At 72.7% G+C, this 21,115-nt stretch carries 21 protein-coding genes; 13 read left to right on the forward strand and 8 right to left on the reverse strand.

Annotated elements, in window-relative coordinates:
* Positions 1-18: 18 nt before the first annotated feature.
* Together murJ and ACWD01_RS00110 are read right to left on the reverse strand one after the other, a co-directional pair.
* A complete protein-coding gene (gene murJ / locus ACWD01_RS00105; RefSeq protein WP_451157313.1) occupies positions 19-1,599 on the reverse strand; it encodes a murein biosynthesis integral membrane protein MurJ in 1,581 nt (526 codons plus the stop codon).
* Positions 1,600-1,682: 83 nt separating this feature from the next.
* Positions 1,683-2,855 carry a lipid II:glycine glycyltransferase FemX gene (locus tag ACWD01_RS00110; RefSeq protein ID WP_451156441.1) on the reverse strand — a complete coding sequence of 391 codons (1,173 nt, stop codon included), beginning with the start codon at positions 2,853-2,855 and terminating at the stop codon, positions 1,683-1,685.
* A gap of 230 nt (positions 2,856-3,085) precedes the next feature.
* On the opposite strand from ACWD01_RS00110, the gene ACWD01_RS00115 reads away from it, so the two are divergent.
* A complete protein-coding gene (locus ACWD01_RS00115; RefSeq protein ID WP_451156443.1) occupies positions 3,086-4,288 on the forward strand; it encodes a L,D-transpeptidase family protein in 1,203 nt (400 codons plus the stop codon).
* 84 nt (positions 4,289-4,372) lie between these two features.
* Here the strand turns inward: ACWD01_RS00115 and ACWD01_RS00120 are convergent, their stop codons facing one another.
* Both ACWD01_RS00120 and ACWD01_RS00125 read right to left on the reverse strand, forming a co-directional pair.
* Positions 4,373-4,570: a hypothetical protein gene (locus ACWD01_RS00120; RefSeq protein WP_451156445.1), complete on the reverse strand. Its 198-nt coding sequence runs from the start codon at positions 4,568-4,570 to the stop codon at positions 4,373-4,375.
* 137 nt (positions 4,571-4,707) lie between these two features.
* Positions 4,708-4,830, reverse strand: coding sequence for a hypothetical protein (locus ACWD01_RS00125; RefSeq protein ID WP_451156447.1), 123 nt, complete (start codon positions 4,828-4,830; stop codon positions 4,708-4,710).
* A gap of 303 nt (positions 4,831-5,133) precedes the next feature.
* On the opposite strand from ACWD01_RS00125, the gene ACWD01_RS00130 reads away from it, so the two are divergent.
* Together ACWD01_RS00130 and ACWD01_RS00135 are read left to right on the forward strand one after the other, a co-directional pair.
* Complete coding sequence (locus tag ACWD01_RS00130; RefSeq protein WP_451156449.1) at positions 5,134-6,339, forward strand: hypothetical protein; 1,206 nt, start codon at positions 5,134-5,136, stop codon at positions 6,337-6,339.
* A 169-nt stretch (positions 6,340-6,508) separates the two neighbouring features.
* On the forward strand, positions 6,509-7,396 hold the full coding sequence (locus ACWD01_RS00135; protein WP_451156451.1) for a helix-turn-helix domain-containing protein: 888 nt from the start codon (positions 6,509-6,511) through the stop codon (positions 7,394-7,396).
* 27 nt (positions 7,397-7,423) lie between these two features.
* On the opposite strand, the gene ACWD01_RS00140 is transcribed toward ACWD01_RS00135, so the two are convergent.
* Positions 7,424-8,386: a helix-turn-helix transcriptional regulator gene (locus ACWD01_RS00140; RefSeq protein ID WP_451156453.1), complete on the reverse strand. Its 963-nt coding sequence runs from the start codon at positions 8,384-8,386 to the stop codon at positions 7,424-7,426.
* Between the two features lie 110 nt (positions 8,387-8,496).
* Between ACWD01_RS00140 and ACWD01_RS00145 the strand changes: the two genes are divergently transcribed.
* A complete protein-coding gene (locus ACWD01_RS00145; RefSeq protein WP_451156455.1) occupies positions 8,497-9,291 on the forward strand; it encodes an NAD(P)H-dependent oxidoreductase in 795 nt (264 codons plus the stop codon).
* A 21-nt stretch (positions 9,292-9,312) separates the two neighbouring features.
* On the opposite strand, the gene ACWD01_RS00150 is transcribed toward ACWD01_RS00145, so the two are convergent.
* The gene (locus ACWD01_RS00150) at positions 9,313-9,972 is read right to left on the reverse strand and encodes a pirin family protein (RefSeq protein WP_451156457.1); all 660 of its coding nucleotides are present in this window, start codon (positions 9,970-9,972) and stop codon (positions 9,313-9,315) included.
* Between the two features lie 93 nt (positions 9,973-10,065).
* Between ACWD01_RS00150 and ACWD01_RS00155 the strand changes: the two genes are divergently transcribed.
* The 5 genes from ACWD01_RS00155 (at position 10,066) to ACWD01_RS00175 (ending at position 14,960) form a co-directional block, all read left to right on the forward strand.
* Positions 10,066-11,250, forward strand: coding sequence for a PucR family transcriptional regulator (locus tag ACWD01_RS00155; protein ID WP_264243175.1), 1,185 nt, complete (start codon positions 10,066-10,068; stop codon positions 11,248-11,250).
* A gap of 89 nt (positions 11,251-11,339) precedes the next feature.
* Positions 11,340-12,257 carry an ACP S-malonyltransferase gene (locus ACWD01_RS00160; RefSeq protein ID WP_451156459.1) on the forward strand — a complete coding sequence of 306 codons (918 nt, stop codon included), beginning with the start codon at positions 11,340-11,342 and terminating at the stop codon, positions 12,255-12,257.
* A gap of 16 nt (positions 12,258-12,273) precedes the next feature.
* Complete coding sequence (locus ACWD01_RS00165) at positions 12,274-13,305, forward strand: beta-ketoacyl-ACP synthase 3 (protein WP_451156461.1); 1,032 nt, start codon at positions 12,274-12,276, stop codon at positions 13,303-13,305.
* A gap of 65 nt (positions 13,306-13,370) precedes the next feature.
* A complete protein-coding gene (locus ACWD01_RS00170) occupies positions 13,371-13,619 on the forward strand; it encodes an acyl carrier protein (RefSeq protein WP_138055468.1) in 249 nt (82 codons plus the stop codon).
* Between the two features lie 78 nt (positions 13,620-13,697).
* Entirely contained in the window at positions 13,698-14,960 is a 1,263-nt protein-coding gene (locus ACWD01_RS00175) for a beta-ketoacyl-[acyl-carrier-protein] synthase family protein (protein WP_451156464.1), read from the forward strand.
* Positions 14,961-15,410: 450 nt separating this feature from the next.
* Here the strand turns inward: ACWD01_RS00175 and ACWD01_RS00180 are convergent, their stop codons facing one another.
* A complete protein-coding gene (locus ACWD01_RS00180; RefSeq protein ID WP_356890125.1) occupies positions 15,411-15,905 on the reverse strand; it encodes a DUF3145 domain-containing protein in 495 nt (164 codons plus the stop codon).
* Positions 15,906-16,169: 264 nt separating this feature from the next.
* On the opposite strand from ACWD01_RS00180, the gene ACWD01_RS00185 reads away from it, so the two are divergent.
* The 4 genes from ACWD01_RS00185 (at position 16,170) to bla (ending at position 20,258) form a co-directional block, all read left to right on the forward strand.
* Complete coding sequence (locus ACWD01_RS00185; protein WP_451157314.1) at positions 16,170-17,102, forward strand: SGNH/GDSL hydrolase family protein; 933 nt, start codon at positions 16,170-16,172, stop codon at positions 17,100-17,102.
* A 93-nt stretch (positions 17,103-17,195) separates the two neighbouring features.
* Positions 17,196-18,458, forward strand: a complete 1,263-nt coding sequence (locus tag ACWD01_RS00190; protein WP_451156466.1) for a pyroglutamyl peptidase — start codon at positions 17,196-17,198, stop codon at positions 18,456-18,458.
* Positions 18,459-18,465: 7 nt separating this feature from the next.
* The gene (locus tag ACWD01_RS00195; RefSeq protein ID WP_451156468.1) at positions 18,466-19,206 is read left to right on the forward strand and encodes a carbon-nitrogen hydrolase family protein; all 741 of its coding nucleotides are present in this window, start codon (positions 18,466-18,468) and stop codon (positions 19,204-19,206) included.
* Positions 19,207-19,301: 95 nt separating this feature from the next.
* Positions 19,302-20,258: a class A beta-lactamase gene (bla, locus tag ACWD01_RS00200; RefSeq protein WP_451156470.1), complete on the forward strand. Its 957-nt coding sequence runs from the start codon at positions 19,302-19,304 to the stop codon at positions 20,256-20,258.
* Between the two features lie 20 nt (positions 20,259-20,278).
* Here bla and ACWD01_RS00205 read toward each other — a convergent pair whose 3' ends face one another.
* Positions 20,279-21,082 (reverse strand): EI24 domain-containing protein, encoded by an 804-nt coding sequence (locus tag ACWD01_RS00205; protein ID WP_451156472.1) that lies wholly within the window; start codon positions 21,080-21,082, stop codon positions 20,279-20,281.
* Between the last annotated feature and the right edge of the window lie 33 nt (positions 21,083-21,115).

Raw genomic sequence — 21,115 nt, forward strand, 5'->3', positions numbered from 1 at the left:
AGGTCGGTCGGGTCCAGGTCAACGGCGCCGCAGTCGCGCGGCAGCGCCCGCGACGAGGCCCTGCACCTCGGCGAGCCGCAGCGGCCGGGCGAGCAGCACGAAGACGGCGGCGATCGCCAGTACCCCGGCCCCGGCCGCCGCGGCCGCCCCGGCGGGGGCCGCCCAGCGGGCCGCGCCGTACCCGAGGAGCGTCGCCGGGACGGCGGCGAGCAGCAGCCGGGCCTGCGCGGCGACGGCGGCGGAACGCCACGCTCCGGGCGTTCGCGCGTCCCGCGCCGCCAGCCGGCGGTGGAGGACGAGCGCGGTGACCGCCCAGCCGGTCCACAGCGCCAGCGAGTACGCGCCGGCGATACCGGTCACCGCCCAGCGCGCCGGCAGCAGCACGTACGCCGTCACGGACAGGCCCGCGTTGAGGCCCGCGATCACCAGGTTGAGAAGAAACGGGGTGCGGGTGTCGGACAGTGCGTAGAACGTGCGGGAGAGGACGTACTGCCCCGAGAAGGCGACGAGCCCCGGCGCGAACGCCATCAGCGTGCCCGCCATGACGGCGACGTCGTCCGCGTCCGTTTCGCCGTACTGGAAGACGAGCGCCATCACCGGCTGTGCGAGGGCCAGCAGCACGCACGCCGCGGGGACGACGGCCGCCGCGCTGCCCCGCAGCGCGTACGACACGTCGCGCCGTATCCCGGCCGTGTCGGCGGCGGCGGCGGCCGCGCTCATCCGGGGCATCAGGGCCGTCATCAGCGACACGGTGACGATGCCGTGCGGGACGGCCCACAGGAGGTAGGCGTTGTTGTACGCGCTGAAGCCCGCGCCTCCGTCGACGCCGTCCGCGTGCGCGTGCAGGCCCGCCGACGTGGCCAGCCGGGTCGTCACCCAGTACGCCGCCTGGTTGGTGAGCACCAGCAGCACCAGCCACCCGGCGTTGCGCAGCGGCCGGGTGAGCCCGCTGCCGCGCCAGTCGAAGCGGGGCCGGTAGCGGAAGCGGGCCGCGCGCAGCGCGGGCGCCAGGGCGAGGGCCTGGACGGCGATGCCCGCGGTGGTGCCCCAGCCGAGCAGCGCGGTCTCGGCGGCGGTGAGCGAACCGCCGTCGCCGGTGGCGAGGTAGAGGCCGAAGACGGCGATGACGACGACGTTGTTGAGGACGGGCGTCCACATCATCGCGCCGAACCGGCCGCGGGCGTTGAGGACCTGGCCGAGGAGCGTGAACAGCCCCAGGAAGAAGATCTGCGGCAGGCAGTAGCGGGCGAACGCGACCGTCATGGCGGTCTGGCCGGGCGGGTAGTCGGTGTACGCGTCGATGATCGCGGGCGCGGCCCAGACAGCGCCGGCGGTGAGCACCAGCAGGGCGAGGACGCAGACGGTGAGCAGCCGGTCGGTGTACGCGGCGCCGCCGTCCCCGTGCCCCTTGGCGGCCTTGACGAGCTCGGGCACGAAGACGGCGTTGAGCGCGCCGCCGAGCAGCAGCATGTAGACGATGGTGGGTACGGAGTTGCCGACGGCGTACCCGTCGGCGACGGCCCCGACCCCGATCGCGGCGGCGACGACGGCGGACCGCACGAACCCGGTGGCCCGCGACACGACGGACCCGGCCGCCATGACGGCCCCGCTGCGCAGCACGGACGGGCCCCGGGCCGGCGCCGCCTCGGCGGCGGACGTGACCGCCGTGGTGTGTCCCGCCGTCACCGGCGCGCCAGGTACGTCTGGAACGCGCGGTACAGCGCGTGGTTGGCCGTGCCGTCCAACGGTCTCTCCCATTCCCCCAGCGTCTCGACTACCTCCCCTCCCGTGCCGAGCTTCCAGCGCAGCAGCCCGTACGGACGGTCGTCGGGGTCGAGGGTGGAGGGTACTCCCCGCATGTCGTAGACGTCGGCGCCGAGTGCCTGGGCGTCGAGCAGCATCCGCCACTGGAGCAGGTTCGAGGGGCGGACCTCGCGGCGGTGGTCGGCGGAGGCGCCCGTCTGGTACCAGACGCGGCGGCCCACGTGGATCATGGTGTGCGCGGCGAGGATCTCGCCGCCGTGGCGGGCGAGGTAGAGCTTCATCCGGCCCGGCTCCTCCGCATTGAGCGCCGCGTACTGGCGCTCGTAGTACGCGAGCGACCGGCCGAGCCGGAAGCCGTCGCGCTCCTCCGTGATCCGCAGCAGCCGGTAGAACTCGGGCAGTTCGGCCGCGCTGCCGACGACCACCTCGACGCCGGACTTATTCGCGCGCCGCACATTGCGCCGCCACTCCTGGTTGAGCCCGGACCACAGGTCGTCCGGGGTGCGGCCGGTGAGCGGGACCTGGAAGACGTGCCGGGGCTGCGCGTCCCCGTCCTCCTCGCCGCCGCAGCGCCGCCAGCCGCGCGCCCGGAGCCGTTCGGAGACCGCGGTGCCCAGCGGGTCCACCTCGCTCGCGAGGACGTCCGCCAGCCGCCGCCCCGGCCCGGTCGCCGACTTGAGCCGGGCCGCGCTCCAGCGGCGGTACGCGGGCGAGGGCCCGATCCGTACGGCGAACGCCCCCGCCGCGCGCAGATGCCGCAGCAGCGGGCCGAGCCAGCCGTCGATGCCCGGGTCCGCCCAGTCGGCGACCGGCCCCTCCGGCAGATACGCGAAGTACTTACGGGTACCCGGCAGTTGCCGCAGCAGCACCAGCGTGACCCCCGACAGCATCCCGGCCACCGGGTCCGGCCCCCAGCCGACAAGCTCGGCCCGCCAGCCTTCCTTGACCTGCGCCCACGACGGACACTGCAGGAACCCGGCGCCCAGCGCCGCCCCCTCGCCGGACGCCAGGAACTGGCGGTACGCGGCCGGGGTGATGGGCGCGAGCGGTGTTTCCTGGCCGCGGTCGGCCGTCACGAGCAGCGCAGACACGGTGTGAGCCTCTCTCTGGGGAACGCCCGGATCCCCTGCCGGACGGCCCGGATCTCCAGGGGACGCCGAGGATGCTCACAGCCGTCCATGACCGCTCGGCGCGGCGAATGTGACCGGACGACGACCGTTTCCCTGCAGTCGCCGTCACATGGCCGCAGCGCCGCTCACCTGCGATTCCTCCGTCCTACAGTCGCCGTGTCCCACCCGAATCACCACTGACGGAGGCTCCGTTGAGCCACATACGCAGGCCCGTACGTGTGCATGTCGCGGCGGCGGCGGCGGTGCTGCTCGCGCCGCTCGCCGCCTGTTCCCCGGGATCCTCATCGCCCGCCGCGGACGGCAAGGGCGGAGGGTCCGTGGCGGTCGAGGACCGTCCAGCGACCGTGACCGTCTCCCCGAAGGGCAGGGCGGCTCCGGCCGGCGAGCCGGTGAAGGTCACGGCGACCGGCGGCCGGCTCACCTCGGTCACCGTGACGGACGCCGAGGGCGACGGCGTCGCCGGCAAGCTCTCGGCGGACGGGGCGAGCTGGACCTCGGCGCGCAAGGCCGTCCCGGGCGCCTCGTACACGGTCACCGCCGTGACGGCGACCGAGGCCGGTACGAAGCGCACGGCCAGGTCCACGTTCACCACCGCGCCGGCCGACAAGGTCAACAAGGTCGACTGGCGGCCGGGCGTGAACACGACCGTCGGCATCGCCCAGCCGGTGTCGCTCGTCTTCGACCACCCGGTCACCGACAAGGCTGCGGTGGAGCGGCAGTTGAAGCTCACCACCTCGAACGGCACCGAGGGCTCCTGGGGCTGGCTGGAGGACCACTCGGGCCGCGACCGGATCGACTGGCGTCCCAAGGAGTACTGGAAGCCCGGTACGAAGGTCACCCTCCGGGCCGAGCTGAACGGCACCGACTCCGGCGACGGCGGCTGGTTCGTCCGCGACTACTCGACCGCGTTCACCGTCGGCGCGGGCCAGGTCGTCAAGGTCGACCTCGACCGCAAGCGGCTCAGCCTGGAGCGGGACGGGCGGCCGGTCCGTACGATCCCGGTCTCCGGCGGCACCCCCGGCGGCGACAAGCGCTCCTGGCGCGGCACGGCGGTGCTGATGGCCAAGGAGGGAAGGATCAACATGAACTCCGAGACGGTCGGCCTCGGCGACGCCTACGACAAGATGGTCGACAAGTCGATGCGGCTGACCTGGTCCGGGATGTACGCGCACGCCGCGCCGTGGAACGACAGGTACTTCGGCAGGGCCAACATGAGCTCCGGCTGCATCGGCATGAGCGACGCGAACGCCGCCTGGTTCTACGACCAGGTCCGGCCGGGCGACCCGTTCGAGATCACCGGCAAGGACACCAAGGGCGTCGTCGCACCGGGCAACGGCTTCGGCGCGTGGAACGTCTCCTGGACGGACTGGCAGGCGCGCAGCGCGCTGCGCTGAGCCATGGCGGGCCGCGGCGGAAGTGCGCGGCCCGCACCGTGCGGCGTCACGTCAGGCGGTGCGCCGCCGGCTCGGGCCGTGTCGTCAGTCTTCGAGCGCCCCCCGCACGGCCGGGCCCGTCATCTCGACGACACTGGCCATGTTCCGCAGCCCCTCCGGCAGGTTCGCGCGCTGCTCCTCATTGCTCACCAGGCCACCGTCCGGAACAACGATGGCGGCGCCGAGACCGTCGGCCAGTTCGGCGACGATGTCCAGGACTCCACCGGACGGGAAGCGGTGCACGCTGATGCCGGTCGAACTTCACCCATCCTGACTTCGTTGCCGCGGCGAGCCGGTACACCATGCCCGCGGGAACGCCGGTAATCCGCACCTGGTAGGCCAGAGCAGCCGCCTTCATGCTCTCGTTCTCGGCCTTCCATTCACCCCGGCCCGGTCAGATCGGCCCAGCAACTGCTGACTGCCACCGTGTAGAGGGCGACCTTGGCCGCAGCGCCGGCCTTCCTCGGGCAGGATGTGGCGAAGTCCTCGGGCGCGTTCACCATAGACACAGGTCAACGGCACGCGGCAAGAGCCGACTTCGGGGCCGGGGCCACCCGACGGAAAACCGCTTGCGCGGTTGGCCACGGCGCGAATACCGCGAATACCTTGTTCACAGCGTGAGTTGAATGCGCGGAGCACGAAAAGGAGCAGTGCCCACAGCAGCACTTCTCCGTCACAAGTCGGCTGGAAGCCGCCTACTCGTTCCGGCCTGCGGCAACCACCCCGTGACCCATGTACGCCTGTGAAGCGGCCCGGGACGTCAAATGGAAGGCCCCTCCCAGGGCTCGACACGTAGCATCCCCGCGATGCGATACACACAAGCGCTGCTCCCGCCGGGAGCCCTGCGGATCGACCCCGAACTGAGCGCGCTCGCACCCGATGCGCTCGCGCGGTACGCGGCGGACACCGCGAACCCGTGGTTCCGGCGCAGGGCGTGCGTCGTCGCGCTGGACGGGCGGGTGCCCGAGGCACACGTGGCCGGTCTGCTGGCGCGGATCCGGGACGACGAGGAGACCGGCGAGGTGCGCCGGGCGCTGCTCGCCGTCCTCGGCGACCGGGACGAGCTGCTGCCGTGGCTCACGCACGAGGACCGGCGGCACGAGCGGGATCGCACGGCGGACGCGGTCCTGGCGACCCGGGGCCGGCTCGGCGACCTCACGGCGGTGACCGGGCTCACCACGCTCGCGGCGAGCCCCTGGCGCCACGAACGGACGGCGGGTGAGGCGGGGTTGGACGGGCTGGTCGCCCGGCGCGGGATCGAGGCGGTCCTGAACGAAGTCGGCGACGGACGCCCCGAGGACCGGGCGTTCCGGGTCCGCACGGCGGCCCGCGCGGGCGAGGACGTGACGTATGCCCTCGCCGACCCCGACCGTACGGTCGCCCACCTCGCCCAGTCCCTCGCCGGCGACCCGGACCGGCTGCGCGCCTGTATCGACGAGGCCCCCACCGCGGAGGCCGGTCTGTGGGCGGCGTGCGCCCTGCACCGCCTCACCGAGGACGCGGACGAGATCCGGCGGATCTACGACCGCCTCGGCCGTCCCCGGGTCGAGGTGCCCGGCCTGGACGAGGAGTTGCGGGTCGCGATCGTGCACGAGTACGCGCCCCGCTGCCGGCGGGAGAGCGACCCGCGCTGGCGCGTCGAGGCGCTGTGCACCGAGCCGCCCGCCCGCCCCGGCATGGACGAGCAGCTCCGCCGGGCGACGGCCGCACTGAGCGCGGCGGGACTCGCGCCCGGGACACCGGTGTCCGCCGGCGACCACTACCGGCAGGGCGGCGGCACGTACTACCGGATCGCGTACGGCGAGGCGGAGCACGCGGTCCTGATCAGCACCCTCGGCCCGTTCGCGACCGGCCGCGACGGCGCCTCGCCCCGCGACGCCCTCGAAGCCGCCGGCTTCCGCTGGATCGACGACACCGCCCACGACCTCACGGTCACCGGCCTGTGCGTCTACCACTTCGGCGACCGCGTCCCGCTGGACGTGTGGACGTTGCTCTTCCACTGGCAGGACTGAGCTCGCCGCGGCGGCGAACCCTTCGTCATCGTCGGCCGTTTCCTCCCGCGCTGACGGAGTGTCAGAGGCCCTGGTGGAGCCGTGGGAACCGGATGGGACATGATGAGGCCGGGACGTGTCAGCAGTCCCCGCAGCAGGGGGACGTACGGGGCAGGGGGCAAGAGACCAAGTGGGGACGGGACAGGACGGGAGACAGAACGCCGAGGGTGCGCGGCAGCAGGCCGGTCCCCTGGTGGAGCATCTGCGGCTGCTGCGCCGGCGGAGCGGGATGACCCTGGCCACGCTCGCCGGACGTACGAGTTACAGCAAGTCGTCCTGGGAGCGCTATCTCAACGGGAAGGCGCTGCCTCCGAGACAGGCGGTGCAGGAGTTCGCCCGAGCGGTCTCGGTCAAACCGGACCGGCTGCTGGTCCTGCTCGACGTCACCGAGCGGGAACAGGAGGGGAAGACTCCGGAGAACGCCGAGCCGGAGCCGCCGGAGCCCCGGGCAGCACCTCCCGGCGCGGCGCCCTCCGCCGAAGAGACGCCGGCCCCCGCCGGGGAACCGGCTGCCGCCCCCCGGCGCTGGCGGGCCATCGCCTGGGCCGGCACGGCCCTCGGAATGCTCGCCGGCCTCGTCGCGGGCATGCTCATGTCCCCCGGCTCCAGTTCGGGCAAGCCCGTCACGAAGGCGGGCGTCGCGAAGTGTGTGGACTTCGAGTGCCGCAACAAGGACGCCCAGCGCATGGACTGCCACATCGGGGTGTGGACCGCGGCGGCCGAGAAGATCGGAAGCTCCTACCTCGAACTGCGCTACAGCCCCGGCTGCCGCGCGGCATGGGCCCGGATCACGGAAGCGCAGATCGGCGACACCGCACGCGTCGAAGGCCCTCACGACCAGTCGGCCGAGCGCTCGATCTCGTACGACAAGGACACCTACTCACCCATGCTCGAGGCGCCCTACCCGGCGGCCGTACGCGCGTGCGCGGTGCTGAAGGACAAGAAGACCGAGGTGTGCACCCCGTACGGCGGTGCGTCGCCGCTCCCGGCAGCGGTCACCGACGAGCGCAACCCGTAGCCGGACGCGCGCCGGAGCCACGGGTCCCTACCGCCCGGGCCGGTCCCCGTCGCCGCGCCGGCCGACGGCGTCCGCCAGGCGCGCTAGCGCGCCGGCGTCCGCGCTGCCCTCCGCGGCGCTGAAGACGTGCACCACCAGGCCGGTCTCGCCGGGCTCCGCGGGCACGTGCAGGGTCTCGTAGTCCAGGGTGAGCAGCCCGGCCACCGGGTGGCGCAGCCGTTTGCGGCCCGCGCCGCACATCAGCACCTCGCCCGAGTCCCAGATACGCCGGAACTCCTCGCTTCCGGACCGCAGTTCGGTGACGAGCGCGGCCAGTTCCGGGTCGTCGGGGTAGCGCCCCGTGGAGACCCGCAGCTGGCCTACGGCCTCCGCCGCCCGCTCCTCCCAGTCGGGGGAGACGTCCCGCGAGGCGGGGTCGAAGAACAGGAATCTGGCGTTGTTGAGGTCGCGGCCGCCGGGTCGGCCGAGGCCGCCCATCAGTTCGCCGCCCAGCCGGTTCCAGGCCACCACGTTGCTGCGGGGATCGGTCACGAAGGCCGGGAAGTCCGCCATGCCGTCCAGGAGCCGCCGGAGCAGGGGGCTGACACGGGCCGTGGGCGCGGGGCCGCGCCGGGTGGTGGTGAGCGTGGCGAGATGGCGGCGCTCCGCCGCGTCGAGGCCGAGCGCCCGGGCGAGCGCGTCGAGCACCTCGGCGGACGGCTGGGTGGCGCGGCCCTGTTCCAGGCGCACGTAGTAGTCGACGCTGATCCCGGCGAGCTGGGCGAGCTCCTCGCGGCGCAGGCCCCGTACCCGGCGGCGGCCGCCGCCCGTGAGACCGACGTGCTCCGGGGCGACACGTTCGCGGCGGGCGCGCAGGAAGCCGCCGAGTGCCCGCCGCGGGTCGCCGATCCCGTCGCCGCTCCTGTCACCGGTGACGTCGCCGGTCGCTCCGCCGGCGCGGGTGGCCTTCCCGCCCGTACCTGTGCGCTCGATCTGCTTCACGCCGTCCATGCGCTCAAGCATGCACGCAAGTCCGGGTGGACCTGGCAGTACCAGGACCGCCGTTCCCGTGGTCGAACAGGGCTCTGGCTACCCGTACGCGCCCGGGAGAACGTGGCGGCATGACCGAATCAGCGCCGCAGCAGCGCAAGAACATCCTCGTCGTCAGCGCCCACCCGGAACCCCGCTCGCTCACCGCCTCCCTCACCTCGTTCGCGGTCGAGCGCCTGCGCACGGCGGGGCACGAGGTCCAGGTGTCCGACCTGTACGCGATGAAGTGGAAGGCGACGGTGGACGCCGACGACTTCCCCGACCGTCCCGCCGACCGGCGGCTCGAGGTGCTGGCCGCCCATGAAGAGGCCACGCTCTCCGGCCGGCTGCACGCGGACATCGAGGCCGAGCAGCGGAAACTTCTCCAGGCGGACGCGGTGATCCTCCAGTTCCCGATGTGGTGGTTCTCGGTGCCGGCGATCCTGAAGGGCTGGTTCGACCGGGTGTTCACCTTCGGCTTCGCCCACGGCCCGGGCCTTCCGCCGCCGTACAGCGAGGGCGCCCTGGCAGGGCGGCGTGCGCTGCTGTCGGTGACGATCGGCGCGTCGGAGCCGTCGCTGTCCGAGCGCGGCATCCACGGCCGGCTGTCCGACCTGCTCCACCCGGTGCAGCACGGCGTGTTCTGGTTCGCCGGCATCGCGCCGCTCGAACCGTTCGCGGTGTACGACGCGAACAGCCTGACGGCAGAGCGGTACGCCGCGGCGGAGCGGGCGTACGGGCGGCGTCTCGACGGGCTGTTCACCGACGAGCCGATCCCGTACCGGACTCTGACCGGCGGGGACTACGGACACGACATGAGGCTGCTGCCCGAGGCGGCGGGGCCGGGCAGCAGCGGGGCGGACCTCCACGTCCGCCCGCGCACCTGAAAGGCGGCCAGGGCACCGGCGCTACCGCGCGGCCATCTCCCACATCAGCACCTCGGCCGCGTCCACGGCGGCCAGCGCCGGCCCCTCCGCGTCCGTGATCCGCGCCGCGTCCCCCGGCCCCAACTCCGCCTCCCCCAGACGCACCTGACCGCGCACCACATGTACGTACACGAACGGCGCGTCCGGTACGGCGCTGCGCCCGCCCGCCGCGAGGCGCCGGGCGTGGAGCATCGCGCCCGCCTCGGGGAGCGCGTACGGCGTGGAGTCGGCGATGCCGCGCACGATCTCGTACGACGGCTCCCCGCCCGGCTCCAGCGGGGCGAGCCACATCTGGACGAAGACCAGCGGGACGCCGGCGTCGTTGCGCTCCACGTGCCGCACGCCGCCCGCCGAGCTGAGGCGCTGGACGTCGCCGGGGCGGACGACGGTCGCGTGGCCGGCCGAGTCGCGGTGGGTGAGTTCGCCCTCGACGACCCAGGTGACGATCTCGGTGTGGCTGTGCGGATGCTCGTCGAAGCCGGCGCCGGGCGCGAGCCGCTCCTCGTTGCAGGCGAGGATCGCGCCGAAGCGCAGATTGTCCGGGTCGTAGTGCCGCCCGAAGGAGAACGCGTGCAGGGACTCGATGCCGGCCGCGAGATCGCCGCCGCTGTAGCGCTCACCAGCGCGCCGAACGGATATCACGCCACCACCGTAGCGGGGAGCGGGTACATGTCGTCACGGTGAACAAGAACCCCGGCACGCGGGCCGCCCGTCCCGATAAGGCACTCTTGTCCCGTGCCCGAACCTGCAGCGAACTCCTCCCACCCGCACTCCGCGACCCTGCGCCGCCTCGAGCAGTCGTCCGGCCGGCTCGCGGCGAACGCGATCGCCCGCATGGACGAGTCACTGCCCTGGTACCGGGCGATGCCACCGGAGAACCGGTCGTGGATCGGGCTGGTCGCCCAGGCCGGCATCGCCGCGTTCACCGAGTGGTTCCGGCACCCGGAGACCCCGCAGGCCATCTCGACCGACGTCTTCGGCACCGCGCCCCGCGAACTGACCCGGGCGATCACGCTGCGTCAGACCGTGGAGATGGTGCGCACCACCATCGAGGTCATGGAGACGGCGATCGAGGAGGTCGCCGCCCCCGGCGACGAGTCCGTACTGCGTGAGGCGCTGCTCGTCTACGCGCGGGAGATCGCCTTCGCCACCGCCCAGGTGTACGCGCAGGCCGCGGAGGCCCGCGGCGCGTGGGACGCCCGACTCGAATCGCTCGTGGTGAACGCGGTGCTGTCCGGGGAGGCCGACGAGGGCGCGGTGTCGCGCGCCGCGGCGCTCGGCTGGAACTCCCCCGAGCATGTGTGCGTGATCCTCGGCACAGCGCCGGACGGCGACAGCGAACTGACCGTGGAGGCGATCCGCCGCGCCGCCCGGCACGCCAAGCTCCAGGTGCTGACCGGGGTGCTCGGCAACCGGCTCGTCGTCATCGCCGGCGGCAGCGACAATCCGCTCCAGGTCGCCAAGGCCCTCATCGGCCCGTACGCGGCGGGGCCGGTCGTCGCCGGGCCGATCGTGCCCGACCTGCTGGCCGCGACCCGGTCCGCGCAGGCCGCTGCGGCGGGGCTGAAGGCGTGTTCCGCCTGGCAGGACGCGCCGCGTCCGGTCCTCGCGGACGATCTGCTGCCGGAGCGCGCCATCGCCTCCGACCCTGCGGCGCGCGAGCAGTTGGTGGAGGAGATCTACAGACCACTCGAAGAGGCCGGCTCGGCTCTGCTGGAAACTCTGAGTGTCTATCTGGAACAGGCGAGCAGCCTGGAAGGCGCGGCTCGGATGCTCTTCGTTCACCCCAATACCGTGCGCTACCGGCTCCGACGTGTGACAGACGTCACCGGATGGTCGCCTTCGGATGTACGCTCCGCCTTCACGCTGCGAATCGCCCTCATCCTCGGGCGTCTGGCCGACGGAGATGCTCAGCCCTAGACTTTTGTGGGACACCAACAAATCCCCTGACGGTTCTTCGTCCCTGTCCTCACGGGCGTGCCGGACCGTCCACAAGAGAGAGTGTGAGGGTGCTCGTACTCGTCGCTCCCGGCCAAGGCGCTCAGACGCCCGGCTTCCTGACTCCCTGGCTCGACCTCCCCGGCGCCGCCGACCGCATCGCGGCCTGGTCGGACGCCATCGGGCTCGACCTTGCCCACTACGGCACGAAGGCCGACGCGGACGAGATCCGCGACACCGCCGTCGCCCAGCCGCTGCTGGTCGCCGCCGGACTGCTGTCCGCGTCGGCGCTCGGTGAGACGGCGCCCGGCGCGGTCGCCGGCCACAGCGTCGGCGAGATCACCGCCGCCGCCTTCGCCGGTGTCCTCGACGACACCGCCGCGCTGAAGCTCGTACGGGCGCGTGGCCTGGCGATGGCGGAGGCCGCCGCGGTCACCGAGACCGGAATGTCCGCCCTGCTCGGTGGCGAGGCCGACACGGTCGTCGCCCACCTCGAGAAGCTCGGGCTCACCCCGGCGAACGTGAACGGCGCCGGCCAGATCGTCGCCGCCGGCACCGCGGAGCAGCTCGCGGCGCTCGCCGAGGACAAGCCGGAGGGCGTCCGCCGGGTGCTGCCGCTGAAGGTGGCCGGCGCGTTCCACACGCACCACATGGCGCCCGCCGTCACGAAGCTCGAAGAGGCCGTACAGGCCCTCGTGGCCTCGGACCCGGCCGTCCCGTACATTTCGAACAAGGACGGGCGGATCGTCGCCGACGGCGCCGACGTCATCTCCCGTCTGGTCGGTCAGGTCGCCAATCCGGTCCGCTGGGACCTGTGCATGGAGACCTTCAAGGAGCAGGGCGTCACCGCCCTCATCGAGGTCTGCCCCGGTGGCACTCTCACCGGCCTGGCCAAGCGCGCGCTGCCGGGCGTCCGGACGCTGGCGCTGAAGACCCCCGACGACCTCGACGCGGCCCGCACGCTCGTCACCGAGCTTTCAGCAGCCTGACAAGGAGCCGTAGAGCATGTCGAAGATCAAGCCCAGCAAGGGCGCCCCGTACGCGCGGATCCTGGGTGTCGGCGGCTACCGCCCCACCCGGATCGTGCCCAACGAGGTGATCCTCGAGACGATCGACTCCTCCGACGAGTGGATCCGCTCCCGCTCCGGCATCTCGACCCGCCACTGGGCCTCCCCGGAGGAGACCGTGACCGCGATGTCGGTCGAGGCCTCCGGCAAGGCCATCGCAGAGGCCGGGATCACGGCGGACCGGATCGGCGCCGTTGTCGTCTCCACCGTCTCGCACTTCAAGCAGACCCCGGCGGTGGCCACCGAGATCGCCGACAAGATCGGCGCCGGCAAGCCGGCCGCGTTCGACATCTCCGCCGGCTGCGCGGGCTTCGGCTACGGGCTGACCCTCGCGAAGGGCATGATCGTCGAGGGTTCCGCCGAGTACGTCCTCGTCATCGGCGTGGAGCGGCTGAGCGACCTGACCGACCTGGAGGACCGTGCGACGGCCTTCCTGTTCGGCGACGGCGCCGGCGCGGTCGTCGTCGGCCCCTCCGAGGAACCGCACATCGGTCCCACGGTCTGGGGTTCGGAGGGCGACAAGTCCGAGACCATCAAGCAGACCGTGCCGTGGAACGACTTCCACGGCGGCGACGTCACGAAGCTGCCGCTCAACCAGCGCGGCGAGATCAAGTTCCCCGCCATCACGCAGGAGGGCCAGGCGGTGTTCCGCTGGGCCGTCTTCGAGATGGCGAAGGTCGCCCAGCAGGCGCTCGACGCCGCCGGAATCACCGCGGCCGACCTGGACGTCTTCATCCCGCACCAGGCCAACCTGCGGATCATCGACTCGATGGTGAAGACGCTGAAACTGCCGGAGCACGTCACGGTCGCCCGCGACGTGGAAACCACCGGCAACACCTCGGCTGCCTCGATCCCGCTCGCGATGGAGCGGCTCCTGGCGACCGGACAGGCGAAGAGCGGCGACACCGCGCTCGTCATCGGCTTCGGGGCGGGTCTCGTCTACGCCGCGACGGTCGTTACCCTCCCCTAGGCACCGTACGGATCTTCCGGACGGCTACTGCCACACCCTCTGATAACCACCGAAGGAGCGCCATCATGGCCGCCACGCAGGAAGAGATCGTCGAAGGTCTCGCCGAGATCGTCAACGAGATCGCCGGTATCCCGACCGAGGACGTCCAGCTGGACAAGTCCTTCACGGACGACCTGGACGTCGACTCGCTGTCCATGGTCGAGGTCGTCGTCGCCGCCGAAGAGCGCTTCGACGTCAAGATCCCGGACGAGGACGTCAAGAACCTGAAGACCGTCGGCGACGCCGCGGAGTACATCCTCAAGCACCAGGCCTGAGTCTTCAGCGCGTTTGTCGCCACCCTCCGGTGGCGCCGTGAAAATTCAGCACCCTCTAATCGTGGAGAAAGAATTCCTGTGAACTCGACCAATCGCACCGTGGTCGTCACCGGTATCGGCGCAACCACACCGTTGGGTGGCGACAGCGCATCGACCTGGGAAGGTCTCATCGCCGGACGCTCCGGTGTGAAGCTGCTCGAGGGCGAGCGCTTCGCCGACCTGCCGGTGAAGATCGCGGCGCCCGCCGCGGTCGACCCGGGCGAGGTTCTGCCGCGCCCGCTCGCCCGGAAGCTCGACCGCTCCGCGCAGTTCGCCGTCATCGCGGCCCGCGAGGCGTGGGCCGACGCCGGCTACACCGCGCCCGCCGGTGAGGACGAGGCCGTCACCCCTGCCCGGCTGGGCACCGTCATCGCCTCCGGCATCGGCGGCGTGACGACTCTGCTCGACCAGTACGACGTGCTCAAGGAGAAGGGCGTACGCCGCGTCTCCCCGCACACCGTGCCCATGCTGATGCCGAACGGCCCCTCCGCCAACGTCGGCCTGGAGGTGAACGCCCAGGCGGGCGTGCACACTCCGGTCTCCGCGTGCGCGTCCGGCGCCGAAGCGATCGGCTACGCCGTCGAGATGATCCGCACCGGCCGCGCCGACGTCGTCGTCGCCGGCGGCACGGAGGCGGCGATCCACCCGCTGCCGATCGCGGCGTTCGCCAACATGATGGCGATGTCCAAGAACAACGACGACCCCGAGAAGGCGTCGCGCCCCTACGACACCGCCCGCGACGGCTTCGTCCTCGGCGAGGGCGCGGGCGTCGTCATCCTGGAGTCGGCCGAGCACGCTGCCGCGCGCGGCGCGAAGGTCTACTGCGAGGTGCTGGGCCAGGGCCTGTCCGCGGACAGCCACCACATCGCGCAGCCGGAGCCGACGGGCCGCGGTATCGCGGCGGCCCTGCGGAACCTGTTGGACACCACGGACCTCAAGCCGTCCGAGGTCGTGCACCTCAACGCGCACGCGACGTCGACGCCGCAGGGTGACGTCGCCGAGATCAAGGCGCTGCGCGCCGTCCTCGGCGACGAGCTGGACCATGTCGCGGTCTCCGCGACCAAGTCGATGACCGGTCACCTGCTGGGCGGCGCGGGCGGCATCGAGACCGTGGCGACGGTCCTGGCGCTGTACCACCGCACGGCCCCGCCGACGATCAACGTCGACGACCTGGACGAGACGGTCGACGCGGACATCGTCCGCGGCGAGCCGCGCGCGCTGCCGGAAGGCACGATCGCGGCGATCAACAACTCGTTCGGCTTCGGCGGCCACAACGTGGTGCTGGCGTTCCGCACGGTCTGATCCCATGTGCTGTGCGGCGAGGCCCGTGCCCTTTCGGGGGCGCGGGCCTCGTTCTTTTTCCCCATCCCGCCCCTTCCCGAAACCGGGCTCCGCCCGGGCCCAGTACCGCGCTCCGCGCGGTGGCCTCAATCTCCCCCTACGCCTGGCCGCCGTGGGTAGGGACACCTCCCACGGCCGCCAGGCGTAGGGGGAGTACCCCCAGGCCGGGGCTGGAAATGCCGCTGCGCGGCAAACCAGCCCGAGCTGGGCACGCCTGACCTCGCTGCGCGAAACAGGAGCGTCCACGGGGCAACTCCAGCCCCGCCGGCGATTGAGGCGCAGGCTCTTCGGGGACGCAGGCCCGGCCACTTCAGCCCCGCCGGCGTTTGAGGCGCGGGGTTCGGGGCGGCGCCCCGGCAAGACCGCCCAACTCCCGGCCCCGCCGGCAACGGGCGCGGCGCCCCCGGCCCGTCAGACCACCTGGTGGAGCCACCGCACCGGCGCTCCCTCGCCCGCGTACCGGAACGGCTCCAGCTCGTCGTCCCACGGCTTGCCGAGCAGCTTGGCGACCTCCGCCTCGAGGTCCGTCTCGCCCTGCGCGGACCGCGCCAGCGCCGCCCGGAGCCGGTCCTCGGGGACGAGGATGTCGCCGTGGATGCCGGTCACGGCGTGGAAGATGCCGAGCTCCGGCGTGGCGCTGTAGCGCTCGCCCTCGGCCGCCGCGGACGGCTCCGCCGTCACCTCGAAGCGCAGGAGGTGCCAACCGCGCAGCGCGGACGCCAGCTTGGACGCCGTTCCCGACTCCCCCTGCCAGGAGAACTCGGCTCTCCACGTGCCGGGCGATGCGGGCTGCCGGATCCAGTCCAGCTGGACCCGGACGCCGAGCACACCCGCGACCGCCCATTCGACGTGCGGGCACAGCGCGCGCGGTGCGGAGTGAACGTACAGAACGCCACGTGTCGTCACCGGGACCTCCAGTGTGGGACGAGGTTCGCCTTCCCAGCGGCCTCAGTAAACAGCATCGGGAACAAGTCTCCACAAAAGGGACGGCATGTGACGTGATGTAATTTACCGGCGCCGATGGGCGAGGTCGGCCTCTGGGTCGACGTGGCAAAAGTTACCGTGCGGAACGCGCCGAGGGGTCACGTAATGTCGGTCCTGGGGCCCGTACGCACCAAGCTTTCACTCGGCAGGAGGTCGGATGCCGGGTTTGTGGAGGGGAAAGTGACCTTGCGACAGCGCAGCCGGACGCTCCGCGCACGCACCGGCGCCGGCCGCAAAGCCGCCGCCGCGCTCACCGTCGCGGCGCTCGCGGCCGGCGGGCTGGCGGCATGTGACGCGTCGTCAAAGCCAGAGCGGAGCCCGTCCGCCCGCCCCACCCCGAGCGCGAGCCCGAGTCCCAGCCCGACCCCCGACTGGGACCGCGCCCCGCGGTCCCTCGCGGCCGTCGGCGACTCCATCACCCGCGGGTTCGACGCGTGCATGGTCCTGTCGGACTGCCCGGAGGTGTCGTGGGCGACCGGCACGGACACCGCGGTGAACAGTCTCGCTCTGCGGCTGCTGGGCCCCTCGGGTGCGGCGCGGCGCAGCTGGAACCTCGCCCGCTCCGGCGCCGACGCGTCTGACCTGCCGGAGCAGATGGCCCGGGCGGCGGCCCACCGCCCGGAACTGGTCACGGTGATGATCGGCGCGAACGACGCCTGCGCGGACACCGTGGACCGGATGACTCCGGTCGAGGAGTTCCGCGCGTCGGTCGAGGCCGCGATGGCCAGGCTGCGGAAGGACGCCCCGAAGGCGCAGGTCTATGTCGCGAGCGTGCCGGACCTGAAGCGGCTGTGGTCGGTGGGCCGCGGCGACGCGCTGGGCAGCCGGATATGGGAACTGGGCATCTGCGCGACGATGCTGGGCGAGGCGCAGGACGTCGGCGTCCGGGCCGAGCAGCGCCGGGACAGCGTCCAGCAGCGGGTCGTGGCGTACAACGGCGTGCTGGAGGACGTCTGCGCGAAGGACGACCGCTGCCGGTACGACGGCGGGGCCGTCTTCGACTACCGCTTCACCGGGGCCCAGTTGAGCCGGTGGGACTGGTTCCACCCCGGCAGGGACGGCCAGCGGCAGCTCGCGGAGATCGCGTACCGGAACGTCACTGCCGCACACGCCCCCTGATCCCGGGCACTTGATCCGTTCCGAGCACGACGCGGCCTTCCGTCCGCCGCCGCCGCGCCGCGATACTGCGGGCCGGCCGACGAAAGGAACCCCGTGCCCCGGATACGCGCCCGCCTGGACGTGCTCGCGCTCGCCCTGATCGCCTCCGCCGCCCTCACCGTCACCTCGTCCCCGCTCGCGTCGGCGGCGCCCGCCCTCGCCGCGCCGCCGCTCACCGCCGAGGAGCAGCGACTCGAACGGGCCGTGCCCCAGGAGATCCTGCGCCGCAGCGGCTTCGACCCGCTCGCCCCGGCCTTCGTACGGGCGCTGGAGCGCGCGACGTCGTACGGGCAGGCCGAGCGCGTCGTGGCACGCCACGGGTCGTCGCTGTGGCGGCGGGCCGTGGACCGGGCGCAGGGCAGGGGCCCGGTACGGGGCGATCTGAGCCGGGACGACGACCGGCCGCTGTACTGGGCGCGGCTCGGCATGACGGCGGGGCTTCGGCAGTGGCAGCCCGCGTTCGGCGTCACGCAGGCGCAGCGGACGCGGCTGATGGACCGTCTGGAGCGTTCCTCACGCGGTCAGGACTCGATGGACCTGCCGTCCGGCAAGTCCGGCAAGGGCGTCAAACGGATCGTGATGACCGGTTTCGACCCGTTCACGCTGGACCGGGACATCCGGATCAGCAATCCGTCCGGCGCTGCCGCGCTCGCCCTCGACGGCACCTGGATCCGCACCGCGGACGGCCCGGCCCGGATCGAGACGGCGGTGTTCCCGGTGCGCTGGCAGGACTTCGCGGACGGCACGGTCGAGCGGACCCTCGAACGGCAGCTCCCGAAGGCGGACCTGTTCACCACGGTCAGCCAGGGCCGGGTGGGCCGGGTCGACATCGAGCGCTTCAACGGCGCCTGGCGGGGCGGCTTCCCCGACAACGACAACGTCTCCCGCACGGAGACCGTCCCGGTGTCCGACCCCGCCTCCCAGCCACAGTGGACGCTGACGTCACTGCCGTACGAGGCGATCACCGCAGCCGACACGGGCCGCTTCCCGGTGTACGACAACACGTCCGTGACCGAGATCCCGGCCGGCGAGAGCACGCCCGTGGTCCGTCCCGACGGCCCGACGCCGGGTTCCACCGCACGCGCCGGGGGCGGCGGCGACTATCTGTCCAACGAGATCGCCTACCGCGCCACGCTGCTGCGCGACCGCCTCGGCCTGGACGTCCCCGGCGGCCATGTGCACACCCCGGTCCTGCAGTTCGCGGCGGGCAACACGACCGAGGTCACCGACCCCGAGTTCGTCCGCAACCGGCTGGACATCATCGGCCAGACACGGGAGATCATCCGGGTGGCCGCGGGCAGCGGCGGGACGCGATGATGGCCGTATGAGGATCGCGGCAGGGCAGTTCACGTCCGTACCGGGCGACATCGGGGCGAACGTCCGCAGCATGGCGGCGCTCGTACGGGAGGCCGCCGGGCAGGGCGCCCGGCTGGTCGCCTTCTGCGAACTGGCGGCCACCGGCTACGAGCTGGGGCCGATCGCCCGCGACCCGGGACTGTGGCTGACCGAGGACGACCCGCGGCTGGAGCCGTTGCGGGAGGCGTGCCGTACCACGTCGACGGCGGCGCTGATCGGCTGCGCCGCGCGGACGGCCGGCCCCCGCCCGGCGATCTCCGCGTTCGTGATCGGCCCGGACGGCGAGCTGCTCGCCCGCTACGACAAGAGGCATCTGTACGGAGAGGAACAGGCCGTCTTCGCCGCGGGCGGCGAGGACGGCCGCTTCACCCTCGACGGCGTCAGGTTCGCGGTCGCGGTCTGCTACGACAACCGGTTCCCCGAGGTCGCGCGGCGGGCGGCGGCCGACGGCTGCGACGTGTACGTGGCCTCTTCGGTGCTCGACGAGGGAAACGACTCGTTCGAGGCGGTCTATCCGGTCCGGGCGCGGGACAACGGCCTGCCAGTGCTGCTCGCCAACGCGGTCGGCCCGTGCGACGCCGGCCACTGCCGGGGCGGCAGCGCGGTCTGGGGCCCGGACGGCACGCTGCTCGCGACCGCCGGCACAACCGCGCCGGGTCTCGCGGTGACGCGGGTCGCGACGGGCCGCGGGGCCGGTGTCGGGGCATGATCGGTGACGGCCCGGTGCCGATGTCCACGCGCCGGGGCCGGCCGTACCGCTTCGTCAGCAGCCGCGCCGTAACAGGCGCTCCGGAGGTGTGGACCATGCCCGACTCCCGTGCCCGGCGCACCGCTCTCGGTGCGCTCGCCGCGCTCGTCCTCGTCCCGCTCGCGGCCTGCGGCCAGGACGGCTCCCCCGGCGCGGCTTCACCTCCCGCCGCGTCGACGAGCCCGAGCCCGAGCACGGACGCCGACACGACGGCGGACGCCGCGGCGCAGCCGGCCAGCCGGGACCTCAAGAAGCTGGAGCGCGAGTTCGACGCGCGGCTGGGCGTCTACGCGATCGGCACCGGCACCGGGCGAGAGATCGCCTACCGCGACGGCGAGCGGTTCCCCTTCGCCTCCACGTTCAAGGCGCTGGCCGCCGGTGCGGTGCTGCGCGAGTACTCGCTGAGCGGGACGGACAAGGTGATCACGTACTCCCGTGACGATCTGGTCGCCCACTCGCCCGTGACCGAGAAGCACGTCGCGACGGGGATGACGCTGCGCGAGCTGTGCGACGCCGCCGTCCGCTACAGCGACAACACCGCGGCCAATCTGCTGTTCGACGCCCTCGGCGGACCGAAGGGCCTGGACGCCGTGCTGGAGGAGCTGGGCGACGACGTCACCCGCATGGAGCGCCGCGAGCCCGAACTGAGCCGGTGGGCCCCGGGCGAGACGCGGGACACGACCACGCCCCGCGCGCTGGCCACGGATCTGCGCGCGTTCGTCCTCGGCGACGTCCTCGGCAAGGACGAACGGGCCCAGCTCACGACCTGGCTGCGGACCAACACCACCGGCGACGCGCTCATCAGGGCCGGGGTGCCGAAGGGCTGGGTGGTCGGCGACAAGACCGGGACCGGCGGCGGCTACGGCGCCCGCAACGACATCGCCGTGGTGTGGCCGCCGGACGGCGCCCCCGTCGTCATGGCGATCATGTCGAACCGGGCCGAGGAGGACGCGGCCCACGACGACAGGCTGATCGCCCGGGCCGCGTCCGTCGTCGCCGAATCGCTGTCGTAGCGGCCGCTGCCGGCGGCCGGCTAGTCGCTCTTGCGGAAGCCGTACGGGGCGGGCGGGGCCGGCTGCGCGCCGCTCTCCCCCTCCGGAGCGGCCGGAACCAGGTCGCGGGCCATCAGCGTCGCCCCGGCCACCGCGCCCGGCATCAGGAAGACCGCGAGGAATGGCACCAGGAAGGCCAGCGTCAGCGGCACGCCGAACCCTAGCGTGCGCAGCCGGCGGCCCTTCAGCAGGGCGAGCCGTTCCTTGAGTTCGATGCCGCGCCGCTGGAGGGCCACGGCCGTCAGCTCCTCCGCGAGGAAGAAGCCGGAGACGCAGAAGGCGAGCACCGGGACCACGGTCTGGCCGAGGACGGGGATGAAGCCGCAGGCGAAGAGCAGGACGCCGTAGCAGACCACACGCAGCACGACCCGCAGCGAGTCCCGTGCGGAGATCCACAGTTCACGCCAGAGCGGCAGCCCGGAGTGCGGCACCTCGCCGCCCTCGGAGCGGTCGACCTGCTCGGAGAGGTTCTCGTAGAAGGGCTGGCCGACCAGGAGTGTCACGGCGGTGAAGGTGATGACCGCGAGGAACAGTCCGAAGGCGAACAGCAGCGCCGTGAGCGTGCCGCGGAAGATGCCGAGCCACGGCGATGACCAGTCGTCGGCGAACGGCGTGGCCCAGGCCGTCACGTCGTCGGCGCCGAACACCAGACCGGTGATCGCCGCCGCGTAGAGCACCAGGGTCACGAGACCGGGCAGCAGACCGAAGCCGAACCACCGGCCGTGGCCGGCGACCCAGCGCTGGCCCTTCATCAAGTAGCCGAAGCCGACGCCGAGATCACGCATGACGCACACCCTATCGGGGTGCCCCTTGTCGTT

The sequence above is a fragment of the Streptomyces sp. NPDC002835 genome (assembly GCF_053591995.1).